A 14,177-nucleotide genomic window follows, 5' to 3' on the forward strand; every position below is an offset into this window, starting at 1 on the left:
TGAAGGGTGCCGATTGACCGCCTAAAACCTACATTTTCTAACCGCCATAAACCTACATTTTTACATCGCCATTGACAGTTTCAATACAAAACCTGTCAGCGGGTAGAATGGCACTCTATTAAAGATTAATCTTTTTTGTCAGCTTTTTTAGTTGATTTCTTTTTGTCTTCAGCTTTAGCTGTTTCTTTTTTCTGCTTTTTATCTTTTTCTAAGTCGGGGACACTGGCAAAACTATCTAATAAGCCATTCAAATCGACATTGCGTCTAGCTACTAAACCCATATAATCAGTCCTTTCTTAATTACTATCATAACAAAATTTAATTAAAACTCAACTCTTATAGATAAAACTACGATGCATAAATATCAAAAAGTACAGATAATTATTGAATAAAAATTAAAATAGTTGTATAATAACTTTTATTAAGTTTTTTATGGGAGTTTTGATAGTGAAAATGAATAAGAAGAAGGCAAATTTGGTTTTTGCAGCAATAGTAATGTTGCTGGGGATGATTTTAAGTTTTACACCGCAGACAGTCCATGCGGCAGATGATTCGTTACAACGGGTAAAGGACAAGGGAACTTTAGTCATGGGGACTAGTCCAGACTATCCGCCTTATGAATTTATCACCAAAGTCGACGGCAAAAATAAAGTCGTTGGGATGGATGTGCAAGTTGCTCAAAAAATTGCGGATGACTTAGGGGTAAAACTCAAAGTTAAGCAAATGGATTTTGATAGTTTATTAGTTGCTTTGGAAACACACAAAGTAGATATGGTTTTATCAGCGATGACACCAACAGAGGAAAGAAAACAAAGTGTTGATTTCTCCGAACCATATTATAATGCAGGTCAAGCCATTATTGTGCGTAAGCAGGATAAGAGTTTATACAAAGATAAGAATTCATTTGTTAACAAACAAGTTGGTGTACAGACTGGGAGCTTGCAACAAGACTTAGCTAAAAAGCAGATGAAAAAATCTAATTTAAAAGCATTGACGAAAGTAACCGATTTAATTTTATCATTAGAAACGAATAAAATTGATGGGATTGTTGCCGAAGATGCCGTTGCCCGGGCCTATGTTTCTAATGATAGCCGACTGGCAATGATTGATGCTAAATTTGATTTGGGTGGCGATGAAACATCTACCGCTATTGCTTTTTCTAAAAATTCAGGTACTTTAGTTGCGGCAGCCAACAAATCAATTGCCCAAATTAAGGCAAAAAACCTAACAAAGGGTTATATTGATAATGCCGGGCAATATATGTCTGAGAACACACAAAATACGTCTATGTTACATTATTGGTCTTATTTTGCTAAAGGGATTGGCTATACATTGCTGATCACTTTAATTGCCGTATTCTTTGGGGTACTTTTAGGGGCCATCTTTGCTTTAGGACGTTTAAGCAAAAAGAAAATTTTCCATTATCCTTCAGTTTGGTACATCGAATTCGTTCGAGGTACACCTTTAATGATTCAAGTAATGTTTGTTTATTTTGGGATTGGTTTATTATGGAATAATATTCCTGCATTCTTTGCCGGCGTAGTCGCAGTTGCTTTAAACAGTGCCGCCTATGTAGCTGAAATTATTCGTGGCGGGATTGATTCTGTACCGAATGGTCAAATTGAAGCCGCTCGTTCTTTAGGTATGTCAAAAACAGATGCTATGCGGACGATTGTTTTACCGCAAGCCGTTAAAATTATTTGGCCATCATTAGGGAATGAATTTATTTCCTTAATTAAGGAAAGTTCTATTGTTTCAATTATCGGGGTAACCGATTTGATTTATCAATTACGGGCAGTTCAGGCAGCGACTTATCGTGGCGTGGCGCCAATTGCGGTTGCGATGGTGATCTATTTCATCTTGACCTTCACATTATCTAGAATTTTAAATCGGGCTGAAAGGAAGATGCAGCATGACTGAAATGGTAAAAGTTGAAAGCCTAAAAAAGGCATATGATAAAAATGAAGTTTTAACCGGAATTGACGGTGTGGTGAACAGCGGTCAAGTGATCGTTGTTATCGGGCCTTCTGGTGGCGGTAAAAGTACCTTCCTAAGATGTTTAAATCTTTTAGAAACACCAACTTCTGGTAAAGTCTTCTTTGAAGGCACAGAATTGACTAATTTAGGTGAAAAACAATTAGATGACATTCGAGAAAAAATGGGCATGGTATTCCAAAGTTTTAACCTATTTTCAAATATGAATGTTTTAGATAATTTAACATTGGCACCAAAACGGGTTAAAGGCCAAAGTGAAGCTGATGCACAGAAAAAAGCACTAGAACTATTGGCACAAGTCGGCTTGGCCGATAAGAAAGACGCTTACCCAGATAGTTTATCTGGGGGCCAACAGCAACGGGTAGCTATCGCGAGAGCACTAGCGATGGATCCGGATGTAATGTTGTTTGATGAACCAACTAGTGCCTTAGACCCTGAAATGGTTGGTGAAGTTTTGAAAGTTATGCAAGACTTAGCTGCTGGCGGGATGACGATGATTGTCGTCACTCATGAAATGGGCTTTGCTAGAGAAGTTGCGGATGAAGTTTGGTTTATGGATGGTGGCAACATTGCCGAAAAAGGCACACCAGAAGATATTTTTGATCATCCTAAAAATGATCGGACAAAAGATTTCTTATCTCGAGTTTTAGCACAATAATTTAAAAATAAGTAAAGTGTGTTTGGCAGAACGTGTGTTGCCAAGCGCACTTTTTATTTGTACAATAAGGGGTACGAATACTGAATTATTATTATTATTAAAACGGCCTAAAAATAGGAAGTGATAACTATGGCTTCAGAACATATTGAACATAAATTAGCCTTACTTCCTGGTTTGCCAGGATGTTACATGATGAAAGACGTTAATGGACACATCATCTATGTCGGTAAGGCTAAAAATCTAAAAAATCGTGTCCGTTCTTATTTTAAGAGCAGTCATACTGGAAAAACAGAAAAATTAGTTTCGGAAATTCGAGATTTTGAAACGATTATTACGTCAACGGATAAGGAAGCTTTTTTGTTAGAGATCACATTAATTCAAAAACATCAGCCTTATTATAATATTCGTTTAAAACAAGGTACGGGATACCCTTATATTAAAATCACTAATGAGCGGGACCCGGTGATTATGATTACTGGTAAAATTGCTAAGGATGGGGCTTATTATTTTGGACCTTATCCTAACGTATATGCGGCTGAGGAGACGGTTCGTTTTATCCAAAAAGTATATCCGTTGCGTCGCTGCCAAGGCCATCTAGGCCGACCTTGTTTGTATTATCATATGGGGCAATGCTTAGGTGCTTGTTTTAAAGAGGTACCAGAAGAAGTGTACGCAGCACAAATTGAAAAAATTAAGCGCTTTTTAAATGGAAATGTGACCAGTGTTAAACGGGAATTAAGCGAGAAAATGCAAACCGCTGCTGCGGCCATGCAATATGAGCGTGCAGGGGAATTGCGAGATCAAATTCGTTATATTGAACAAACTGTAGAACGACAAAAGATTATTTCAAACGATCATACACCAAGAGATATTTTTAATTTTTATTATGATAAAGGTTATATTTCTATTCAAGTCTTTTTTATAAGGCAAGCTAAGTTGATGAAACGAGAAAAGCGAGTTTTACCGATTATCAACGATCCAGTGGAAGCTTTAACCACTTTTATTTTACAATTTTATAATCGTAAAAATAATTTGCCGCCTAAAGAAATTCTAGTACCAGCTAATTTAGAGGCTGAAACAATTGAAACGGTGTTAAATATTCCTACTAGAACGCCGCAAAGAGGGGAAAAGCGGGCGTTATTAGCGTTAGCTAAGAAAAATGCGAAGTTAGTTTTAGACGAGAAATTCCGTTTAATGGAATTGGATGAAAGCAAAACTTCCGGCGCTCAAGATGAAATTTTTAAAGCACTCGGTATTCCAAGCGGGCACACCATTGAAGCTTTTGATCATTCGCATATTATGGGACAAGATCCGGTTTCGGCGATGGTTGTTTTTCAAGACGGCCGTCCAGCTAAAAAATTATATCGAAAATACAAATTAAAAGGTGAAGTAGAACATCAAAACGGGGCGGATGAAGCGAGTAATACGCGAGAAGTAATTCGACGTCGTTATAGTCGATTATTAAAGGAACATGCGGCATTACCGGCGTTAATTTTGATGGATGGTGGTCAAATTGAGTTATTAGCGGCTCGGGATGTTTTAGAAAACGAATTAGATTTACACATTCCGGTAGCCGGGATGGTCAAGAATGACAAACATAAAACGGCTGGTTTATTATTCGGTCCAGATGATGCTATTTATGAAGTTGCTTTAGACCATAAAAGCCAAGGATTTTACTTGTTGCAACGAATTCAAGATGAAGTCCATCGTTTTGTCATTACATTCCATAGGCGAACCCATGCTAAAAATAGTTTGAGTTCACAGTTGGAATCTATTAAAGGAGTTGGCCCAAAGACACGGACAAAGTTATTAAAAGAATTCGGTTCTTTGAGTAAAATTAAAGAGGCCTCCTTAGAAGATATACAAGCACTGGGTATTCCTAAAAATATTGCCCAGATGATTAAGGTCTCTTTAACTAATACCACTAAAGTTTAATAAAATGGCTATAACTAAAAATAATCGTAGGTTTTAAATTCAATTCGAATCTAAAACTTACGATTATTTAAGTTGACTTATTTTTAAAAGTTAAGCAGCTTGCTTTTCAGCAACAACTTCAGCATCTTTGCGTACTGGCCGCCAAATACCTAAGATCACACCGGCAATAACTGAACCGATTAGGAAAGATAGGAAGTATAATAATGGCTTATTAGCTAAAGCAATAACGAAGATCCCACCATGGGGTGCAGGAACGTTGACATGCCAGAATTGCGTTAAACCACCGGCAATCGCGGAACCAATCACACTGGATGTAATAACGTGCAATGGATCACTGGCAGCAAATGGAATGGCACCTTCAGTGATGAAAGAAATCCCTAAAACGTAGTTACTGATCCCAGCACGACGTTCGTCTTCGGTAAATTTGTTTTTCCAAAAAGTTGTGGCAATGGCTGTTGCTAAAGGTGGAACCATCCCACCGGCCATGACAGCGGCCATCAATGTACCATCACCAGTGGCTGTATAAGCCGCGATAGCGAAAGTATAAGCTGCTTTGTTGAAAGGACCACCCATATCGATGGACATCATCCCACCAAGGACAATCCCTAATAAGACGGCGTTACCAGTACCCATCCCTTTAAGGAATGAAGTAATCCCGGCGTTAATAATAGCGAATACAGGATCAACGGCAAAGTACATGATCGCGCCGACAATGAGTAAGCCTAGGACTGGGAAAATCAAAATAGGTTTTAAGCCATCCAGTGTATGGGGGAGATTTTTGAAAAGTTTCTTTAAGCCGATCATGACGTAACCGGTAATGAAACCTGCGGCTAAACCACCTAAGAAACCGGCCGGACTGTTAGAAGGGAAGACACTGGCTGCAGCTTGCGAGGCCATAAAACCACCGACAAACCCTGGCATCAATGCTGGTCGATCACCGATAGAAACGGCGATATAAGCGGCTAATACTGGAATTAAGAAGTTAAAAGCATACGTCCCAATTGTATTAGGAAAGACGAACCAAACAGATTTAGGGCCAACACTTTGTTCTAATAGGAAGGAAATGGCCATCAAAATCCCACCACCAACAACGAATGGTAGCATATTTGAAATCCCATTCATTAAGTTGGCGTAGATCTGGCTACCAACAGAGCGTTGTTCAGAGCTTTCATTAGTAGTTTCAGCAGCACCATCACTATGGTAGATAGGGCCTTTTTGATCTAAAGTTGTTTGAATTAGTTCTTCGGGTTTATTAATGCCTTCAGTAACTGGCCGATTTAACAGATGTTTACCATCAAAACGAGCCATTTCGACTTTTTTATCAGCCGCAACGATAACCCCGGTGGCCCGATTAATTTCATCAGCAGTTAATAAATGTTTAACGCCTTCAGAACCATTGGTTTCAACTTTGATATCGACATTCATCGCTTCAGCTTGTTTCTTTAAAGCAGCTTCAGCCATATACGTATGGGCAATCCCTGTTGGACAAGCGGTTACGGCAACAATGAATGGTCGCTCAGTTTCTGCCGCTTCATCTGTATGTTTAGCTTGTTCTGCGGCTTTTGCCTGTTCGGCCGCTTCTTCTTCAGCTTCTTTTTGTTCTTTAGCTGCTTGTGCATCCCCGAAAAGTTGTTGCACTTCATCAGGGGTTTGTGCTTTTTTCAAAGCAGCAACTAAATCTGGATCAATTAATAAAGAAGAAAGGGCAGCTAATGCTTGTAAGTGCTCATTATTGGCACCTTCTGGGGCAGCAATCATGAAGAATAAATAAACGGGTTGACCGTCTAAAGCTTCATAATCTACACCTTTTTCACTTTTAGCGAACAAGACAGTAGCTCGTTTAACAGCGCTATTTTTAGCGTGGGGCATAGCAATGCCGTCCCCAATCCCCGTTGTAGACAAGGCTTCACGTTTAACGATATCTGCTTTGTAAGCTGCTTCATCGTCAATAATGCCTTTTTCATAGTATTGGTGTACTAATTCATCGATGGCGGCTTGTTTAGTAGTCGCCTTTAAATCCATGATCATAACGTCTTTTAATAATAGATCTCTAATGTCCATTTAAGTAATCCTCCCGGTTAACTAAGCCTTAAATTCAGTAATGACAATTTGCGGTAAGAGGGCATCAATTTGTGCTTTAGTTGCTAAATCTTTGGTGAATGCCGTGGCACTGCCGCAGGCTAAACCAATTTTGAAACTATTTTGTGGGTCATTGGTGGTGGCCATAGTGCCTGTGAAGCCAGCAATCATTGAATCACCAGCACCTACAGAATTAACCACAGTCCCAACAGGTGCTTTAGAATAGTAAGTTTTAGCTTTGGTGATCAATAACGCACCGTCACCAGCCATTGAGATTAAAACATTTTTGGCACCTAAATCTAATAGTTTACGGCCATAAGCAGCAATTTCTGATAAGCTGTGTAGTTCAGTCTGAAATAATTCAGCCAACTCATGATGATTGGGTTTGACGACTAATGGCTGTGCACTTAATGTATCCAGTAAAGCTTGACCGGTTGTATCAATGACAAAGTCGGCATTTTTAGCTTTAATTAGTGGAATCAAATCTTTATAGAAGGTTTCTGGTAAATTTGGCGGCAGACTACCGGACATAACGACGACATCACCAGGTTTTAAAACAGTTTCTAAAGTTGTTTTAAAAGTCTCAACTTCAGCTGATGTAACTTTAGGGCCCTGGCCATTAATTTCCGTTTCTTGGTCGGCGTTGATTTTGATATTGATTCGCGTGTCTTCAGCAACTTCAGTGAAGTTTGTAGTCAAGTGATCTGCTTGTAGCGTAGATTTGATGAAAGCACCTGTATAACCACCAACAAAGCCTAAAGCCGTAGTTTCTAAATCTAACTGATCTAAAATTCGAGAAACATTAATGCCTTTCCCACCTGGTAATGAAACACTGGTGTTCAAACGATTAATTGTACCTAAGGTTAAAGTATCCGCGGTAACAACATAATCAATAGATGGATTAGCTGTAATTGTATAAATCAACGATCATTGACCTCCTCAATATGCGTTTTTTGGAAAAGTGCTTGAAAATCATTTGGTACAACGGATGTAATAATCTTTGCTTCATTTAATTGTGCAAAGCGGTCAAAAGCCACATGACCAAATTTACTAACATCCGCTAAAATATATTTATTAGCGGTTTGTTTAAGGATCGTCCGCTTTAAAACAGCCTCTTCAGGATCTGGCGTGGAATAACCATAATTTAAATCAATTCCATTCGTACCAACAAAAGCAATGTCAAAGCGATAATCACTCAATTGTTCAATAGCCTTAGAACCAATAACCGCTTTTGTTAAATTTTTAACTTGACCGCCAATTAGAATAACTTTCAATTCTGTTTCTGCCAGCATTGAAGCGGTATCAATTCCATTTGTAACAATCGTCAAATTCAAATCTGGATCTAAGTAAGGAATCATTGCTTGGATTGTTGTCCCGGCATCTAAGTAAAGGATATCGTGGGGATGGACTTTTTTAGCAGCGTATTGGGCAATTTGATGTTTTTCAGTCAAGTTTGTATTGGCCTTTAACATCTGACTCGGTTCATCCAATAAACTGTCAATTCTTTTAGCACCCCCATGAATTCGAGTCAGCAAGCCTTGGTGTTCTAATTCTCTTAAATCTCGACGAACTGTGGATTCAGAAGCCTTCGTTCGAGCGATAATTTCTTGAGATTTTACAATTTTCTGGGTTCTTAAGCACTGTAGAATATAGTTTTGTCGTTCTTCAGTTAACATATCACTCAACTCCATGACCATATTGTAAACGCTACACATCAAAAAAGCAACAAAAACATTCAAAAACAATCAAAAGCATTCATGAAGTTTTTGATGGCAATGGTTAAAACATTATTAATAAGAATTTTTATGCTATGTTATATTTACTTTTCCTGTTAAAATAAGTAAGATAGTACAGGTATAGCGAAAGGGAGAAATCAATGTTTGTCGATCAAGTCAAAATTCAAGTCAAAGCCGGAAAAGGCGGCGACGGTTCTGTTGCCTTCCGTCATGAAAAGTATGTACCCAACGGTGGTCCAGCCGGCGGTGATGGCGGAAAAGGCGGCAGCATTATTTTAAAAGTAGATCCAGGTTTAAGAACGTTAATGGATTTTCGTTACAAACGTCATTTCAAGGCGGCCAGTGGCGAAAATGGTATGATAAAAGGGATGTACGGCCGTGGTGCCGAAGATACAGTGATTAAAGTTCCAGAAGGGACATTAGTCAAAAACGTCGCTACAGATGCAGTAATTGGCGATTTAACTGAAATCGGTCAAGAACTTGTTGTCGCTAAAGGTGGCCGTGGCGGTCGTGGAAATATCCATTTTGCAAGTGCCAAGAATCGGATACCAGAAATCGCTGAAAACGGCGAGCCTGGTGAAGAATTGGAAGTTAAGTTAGAATTGCGGGTTTTAGCAGATGTCGGCTTAGTCGGTTATCCATCTGTTGGGAAATCCACACTATTATCAGTAGCAACAAGTGCGAAGCCTAAAATTGCGGCTTATCATTTTACAACCCTAGTCCCTAATTTAGGGATGGTTCAGTTGTCAGATGGCCGTGATTTTGTAATGGCTGATTTACCAGGTTTAATTGAAGGTGCCTCAAATGGGGTGGGCCTTGGCTTTCAATTTTTGCGCCACGTTGAAAGAACACGGGTTATTTTGCATCTTGTAGATATGGATCCAGATAATGGCCGGGAACCAATTGATGATTTTAATCAAATTAATCATGAACTGGCGTCTTATGATGCGACTATTTTACAACGGCCGCAATTAGTTGTCGCTACAAAGATGGATTTACCCGGGTCACAAGAACGCTTTGAAACGTTTAAAGCGCAATTACAGACTGTAGAAAGTATCAAAAATTTACAAATCTATTCAATTTCTAGTGTGACGCATAAAGGGGTACAGCAACTACTAGAGGTTACTGCAGATGCATTAGCAACGGTACCTAAAACAATTACAAAAATTGAAGATGAAACAAAACTGTATACATTTGAAGCAGATCAGTCTAAAGACTTTGAAGTTACTAAAGATGAAGATGGTACTTTTGTAGTCACTGGTGAAAAAGTTGAACGGCTCTACAAGATGACCAATTTGAATCACGACGATAGCATTTTACGTTTTGCGCGCCAATTAAAGTCTATGGGTGTAGAAGAAGCTTTACGGGCGGCTGGTGCTAAAAATGGTGATTCCGTGACAATTGATGACTTTACATTTGAGTTTATTGATTAGTAGTACAGTGTTATATAACGGGAAGTAGAAATTGAGGGTTAGGCAGGATGAACGAAAAGCAACCAATACAAAAACGCAGATACATCACTGGGTTTGATGGTCTGCGGGCACTGGGCGTATTAGGTGTCATTTTATACCACATGAATCCAAATGTTTTTAAAGGTGGCTATCTTGGGGTACCAATTTTTTTCATAATCTCTGGTTATTTGATTACAGACCAACTTGTGAAGCAGTATCAGCAAAAGAGTTCATTTGATTTTAAAACATTCTATAAAAAACGATTGAAGCGACTTTATCCAGGTTTATGTGCCGTCTTATTTACGACAGGCGCTTACATTGTTTTATTTCAACGTAATTTATTAGAAAATCTGCATAAAATTGTTTTAACCAATTTGTTAAATGTTTATAACTGGTGGCAAATTGCCAATGGACAATCTTATTTTGAACGCTTTGCCAATAATGAATCGCCGTTCACCCATTTATGGACCTTGTCTATTGAAGGCCAGTTTTATATTGTTTGGCCGATTTTGTTGCTTGTTTTATTAAAGGTCTTAAAAAAACGGTCACATATTTTCAATATCATTATGATTTTAGCAGTGGCTTCTGGCTTATTGATGGCCTTTTTATACCAACCAACAGTAGATGCCAGCCGGGTTTATTATGGGACAGATACCCGGATGTTTAGCATTCTATTCGGTTGTGCCTTGGCAGTCATTTGGCCTAGTAGTCATTTACGCCAAGATATTGAACGGCGCGATCGAGTATTATTAGATACTATTGGTATTGTATGTTTTGTAGGAATGGCCTTTTTATTCATGCAGCTTACAGATCAAGGGGCTGCATTATATCGTGGCGGGATGTTCCTATTTACCTTTTTAGCCACTGTCTTAGTGGGGGTCATTGCCCATCCGGGTGCAGATTGGAATAGTATTTTTACCAATAGGCTGTTTCATTGGATCGGTTCAAGAAGTTATGGGATTTACTTGTACCAATTTCCAGTGATGATTTTCTTTGAATCCAAAATGACCAATATTGCAGAACACCAAGTTGCTTATCACATTACAGAAGCAATTATTATTTTAGTAATCAGTGAACTATCTTTTCGGTTTATTGAGCAACCAATGGCTAAGTTTGATTACAGTCAGACTAAAGTTTTCTTTAAGCAATTATTCTCACTAAAAAATGCTCAGTCCACTGCTACTAAAGTTGTTTCAGGTATTTGTGTCGTTATCTTGGCTTTAGGCTTAACCGGTGTTGCACAAGCGACCACGGTTAAACCGGCCAAAGCCAATAATTCTGAATTGGCACAAAAAATTAATAAAAATAAAAAAGATAATTCAAAACGCAACGCCAGCTTAGCACAGAAGGCTAAGGAAGCTAACGCAGAAAAATTAAAGCTGGCTAAAAATGCTTCGTTGAGTAAGTCGGCGAGTTTAGCAACACAAAAATCATTAGAAAAACAAGCCAAAGCCCATCCGGTAAACAAGGATTTGGAAAAATACGGGTTATCCCAAATTGAATTACAAAAAGCGCAAAATCTGCAAATTACGGCTTTTGGTGATTCTGTCATGTTAGATGGTCAAAGTATGTTGCAACGAATTTTCCCACAAATGATTATGAAAGCAGACGTGGGCAAACAAATGACCGCTGTTCCAGGAGAGGCCCAAGCTTTAGCAGATAAAGGTATTTTAGCGGATACTGTATTAGTCGGTTTGGGAACAAACGGACCATTTACACCAGATCAAATGGATCAATTGATGCGTGTTTTTGGGCCGCAACGGCATGTTTATTGGATCAATGTCCGCGTTCCTACAAGAGATTGGCAAAATAATGTCAATGCAACTTTACAGGATGCGGTTAAAAAATATAAAAACTTGACGGTTATTGACTGGTATGGTTATTCAAACAGTCACGATGAATGGTTCTATGACGACCGTGTCCATCCAAATACAGACGGTGGGCCTTATTATGCAGCCTTCATTGCCAAACACATTTTAGAAGATCCAGTTTCAAATTAAAGTAACAAAGGTGAGTTCATCTAATCTTTTATGTTAGACGTACTTAGGTAAACTGATCATTTTCCTATTTCGTTACTTTTAGATTGCTGTATTTTGTAAAGAATAGGAAGTTATTCATGGAGTTAGAATTTTTAGGTACAGGCGCTGGTTCACCAGCGAAGCAAAGAAATGTAACAAGTATTGCCTTAAAACTATTGGCGGAGCGCAATGAAGTTTGGTTATTTGATGTGGGTGAAGCCACACAGCATCAAATTTTACAAACAACAATTCGGCCAAGAAAGATTACTAAAATTTTCATTACCCATCTACATGGGGATCATTTATTTGGATTGCCCGGCCTGTTATCTAGCCGTTCTTTTCAAGGTGGCGATGAGCCATTAACAATTTATGGCCCAGAAGGGGTACAAGATTTTGTACGGACAGCATTGCGTGTTTCAGAAACCCGATTAAGCTATCCGTTAAGTTTTGTGACTGTTCAGCCGGGGACGATTTTGGATGATCAGACCTTTACGGTAGTGGCTGATTTATTAGATCATCGAATTAAAAGCTATGGCTATCGAATTGTCGAAAAACCGCATCCTGGTGTTTTATTGGTGGATAAATTACAAGCAGACCATATTCCGGCAGGGCCGATTTATGCTAAACTAAAAGCAGGTGAAAAAGTAATTTTAAGTGATGGTCGTCAGATTGATGGTCATAACTATATTACAGAAGCACAACCAGGCCGAATTGTTACGATCTTAGGGGACACTCGGCAAACCGCATCGATTATGGCGCTTGCGCAAGATGCGGATGTACTGGTCCATGAAAGCACATTTGGCAAAAATGAAGCAAAATTGGCAAAACAATACTATCACTCCACAAATATTCAAGCTGCAAAATTGGCACAAAAAGCAAATGTTCAACAATTACTGCTGACACATATTTCAGCGCGTTATGTTGGTCGCAAAATTTATGAATTAATTCAAGATGCGCAAAGTGCTTTTGCCAATACGCGGGTTGTTTCGGACTTTGATATTATTGATATTCCCTTTAAGAAGAGGACAGCTCATGAAAAAATTAGCAGCATTAAAGAATCTTAATGAAAAAGTAGTCGTTATTACCGGTGGTTCTTCTGGTATTGGTCGAGCCTGCGCTTTTCAAGCAGCGCAACGAGGGGCAGTGGTTGTCGTAGCTGCTCGAAATATGGAAAAGTTGGAAACAGTTAGACGGGAATGCCAGCTATTATCAAAACATGCGGCTTATGCCTATACATTAGATATCGGTGATCCCGACAGCATTGAAACTTTCTGCCAGGCAGTAACCACACAAGTTGGCCCAATTGATGTTTTGATCAATGCAGCCGGCTTTGGTAATTTTGAAAATACCGTAGATACTGATCCGAAGTTGATTGAAAAAATGATTCGAGTGAATCTATTAGGCACGATTTATATAACCCGCTTAGTCGCCCGCTCGATGATGGGTCGGCCTGGACATATCTTCCTGTTAGGCTCAATGGCTGGTAAAATCGCCACTGCTAAAAGTGCAATTTATTCAGCTAGCAAATTTGCGGTAGTTGGCTATGCAAACGGTTTACGCTTGGAATTGAGACCGTTTAACATTCAAGTGACAACAATTAATCCAGGTCCTGTAGATACGAATTTCTTTAATATTGCGGATAAATCTGGTAATTATTTGGAAAAAGTGGGCCAAATTACGTTGGATCCTGATAAATTAGCCCAACGGATGATTAATGCGGTTGGTTTTACAGTACGTGAAATTAATGTACCATTAATTATGAATGTAGCGGCCCATTTCTATGATCTTTTTCCAAGAGTGGGCGATTATTTAGCAAGTACATTATTTGATAAAAAATAATTTAGTGGCTGGGGGATGCGTTTGAATGAATAAACAACGAAATTTTGTAATTGCGCTAGTGATTGCGATTGTTTTAGTAATTTTTGCCTTATTTAATAATGATCCAGTGATGATTAACTTTGTCGTGGCATCTATTAAATTGCCACTCATTATTATTTTATTTATTTGTATCTTATTAGGGGCGTTAGTGACCTATTTATTTGCAACAACTGGTAATTACAGCACTAAAAAAGAACTTAAGGCAATGCAAGGTAAAGTAGAACAACTGGAAACACAGCAAGATCAAGCAATTGAAGCAGCAGTTGCTGAAAATTCGGAACAATTCAAAGCACAGCTCACTGAAAAAGATAAAGAAATTGAAAATTTGAAAGCAGAATTAACGGATAAAACAAATACTGCTGCACCAAAAGCTTAGGCCTTTGGTAAGTTTAATTGAAAAAACTAAAAAAAGAGTCTAACAGAGACT

12 protein-coding genes are annotated in these 14,177 nt (G+C 38.6%); 8 read left to right on the forward strand and 4 right to left on the reverse strand.

The window, feature by feature from the left end; all coding sequences use genetic code 11:
• Nucleotides 1–125: 125 nt before the first annotated feature.
• On the reverse strand, nucleotides 126–281 hold the full coding sequence (locus EKM93_RS13525) for a hypothetical protein (RefSeq protein ID WP_164507071.1): 156 nt from the start codon (nucleotides 279–281) through the stop codon (nucleotides 126–128).
• A 172-nt stretch (nucleotides 282–453) separates the two neighbouring features.
• Here EKM93_RS13525 and EKM93_RS10930 point away from each other — a divergent pair, with 172 nt between their 5' ends.
• The 3 genes from EKM93_RS10930 (at nucleotide 454) to uvrC (ending at nucleotide 4,588) form a co-directional block, all read left to right on the forward strand.
• Complete coding sequence (locus EKM93_RS10930; RefSeq protein ID WP_125715682.1) at nucleotides 454–1,920, forward strand: ABC transporter substrate-binding protein/permease; 1,467 nt, start codon at nucleotides 454–456, stop codon at nucleotides 1,918–1,920.
• Entirely contained in the window at nucleotides 1,913–2,653 is a 741-nt protein-coding gene (locus tag EKM93_RS10935; protein ID WP_125715624.1) for an amino acid ABC transporter ATP-binding protein, read from the forward strand. Before EKM93_RS10930 ends, EKM93_RS10935 begins: the two co-directional genes overlap by 8 nt.
• Nucleotides 2,654–2,782: 129 nt before the next feature.
• The gene (uvrC, locus tag EKM93_RS10940; RefSeq protein ID WP_125715625.1) at nucleotides 2,783–4,588 is read left to right on the forward strand and encodes an excinuclease ABC subunit UvrC; all 1,806 of its coding nucleotides are present in this window, start codon (nucleotides 2,783–2,785) and stop codon (nucleotides 4,586–4,588) included.
• Nucleotides 4,589–4,678: 90 nt separating this feature from the next.
• Here the strand turns inward: uvrC and EKM93_RS10945 are convergent, their stop codons facing one another.
• From EKM93_RS10945 to EKM93_RS10955, 3 genes are read right to left on the reverse strand one after another with little or no spacing between them, the layout of a single operon-like run.
• Nucleotides 4,679–6,649: a PTS fructose transporter subunit IIABC gene (locus tag EKM93_RS10945; RefSeq protein WP_125715626.1), complete on the reverse strand. Its 1,971-nt coding sequence runs from the start codon at nucleotides 6,647–6,649 to the stop codon at nucleotides 4,679–4,681.
• A gap of 21 nt (nucleotides 6,650–6,670) precedes the next feature.
• Nucleotides 6,671–7,591: a 1-phosphofructokinase gene (gene pfkB, locus EKM93_RS10950; protein WP_125715627.1), complete on the reverse strand. Its 921-nt coding sequence runs from the start codon at nucleotides 7,589–7,591 to the stop codon at nucleotides 6,671–6,673.
• Nucleotides 7,588–8,343, reverse strand: a complete 756-nt coding sequence (locus tag EKM93_RS10955) for a DeoR/GlpR family DNA-binding transcription regulator (protein ID WP_125715628.1) — start codon at nucleotides 8,341–8,343, stop codon at nucleotides 7,588–7,590. The genes pfkB and EKM93_RS10955 overlap by 4 nt, the downstream gene beginning before the upstream one ends.
• Nucleotides 8,344–8,543: 200 nt before the next feature.
• Here EKM93_RS10955 and obgE point away from each other — a divergent pair, with 200 nt between their 5' ends.
• The 5 genes from obgE to EKM93_RS10980 all read left to right on the forward strand — a co-directional run bounded on the left by obgE (nucleotide 8,544) and on the right by EKM93_RS10980 (nucleotide 14,126).
• On the forward strand, nucleotides 8,544–9,836 hold the full coding sequence (obgE, locus tag EKM93_RS10960; protein WP_125715629.1) for a GTPase ObgE: 1,293 nt from the start codon (nucleotides 8,544–8,546) through the stop codon (nucleotides 9,834–9,836).
• 47 nt (nucleotides 9,837–9,883) lie between these two features.
• A complete protein-coding gene (locus EKM93_RS10965) occupies nucleotides 9,884–11,854 on the forward strand; it encodes an acyltransferase family protein (protein WP_125715630.1) in 1,971 nt (656 codons plus the stop codon).
• 116 nt (nucleotides 11,855–11,970) lie between these two features.
• On the forward strand, nucleotides 11,971–12,936 hold the full coding sequence (rnz, locus tag EKM93_RS10970; RefSeq protein WP_125715631.1) for a ribonuclease Z: 966 nt from the start codon (nucleotides 11,971–11,973) through the stop codon (nucleotides 12,934–12,936).
• Nucleotides 12,905–13,711 (forward strand): SDR family NAD(P)-dependent oxidoreductase, encoded by an 807-nt coding sequence (locus EKM93_RS10975; RefSeq protein WP_125715632.1) that lies wholly within the window; start codon nucleotides 12,905–12,907, stop codon nucleotides 13,709–13,711. The genes rnz and EKM93_RS10975 overlap by 32 nt, the downstream gene beginning before the upstream one ends.
• Before the next feature lie 25 nt (nucleotides 13,712–13,736).
• Complete coding sequence (locus tag EKM93_RS10980; protein ID WP_125715633.1) at nucleotides 13,737–14,126, forward strand: LapA family protein; 390 nt, start codon at nucleotides 13,737–13,739, stop codon at nucleotides 14,124–14,126.
• The last annotated feature ends 51 nt before the right edge of the window (nucleotides 14,127–14,177 follow it).

The sequence above is a fragment of the Agrilactobacillus yilanensis genome, assembly GCF_003946725.1.
Classification (GTDB): Bacteria; Bacillota; Bacilli; order Lactobacillales; family Lactobacillaceae; genus Agrilactobacillus; species Agrilactobacillus yilanensis.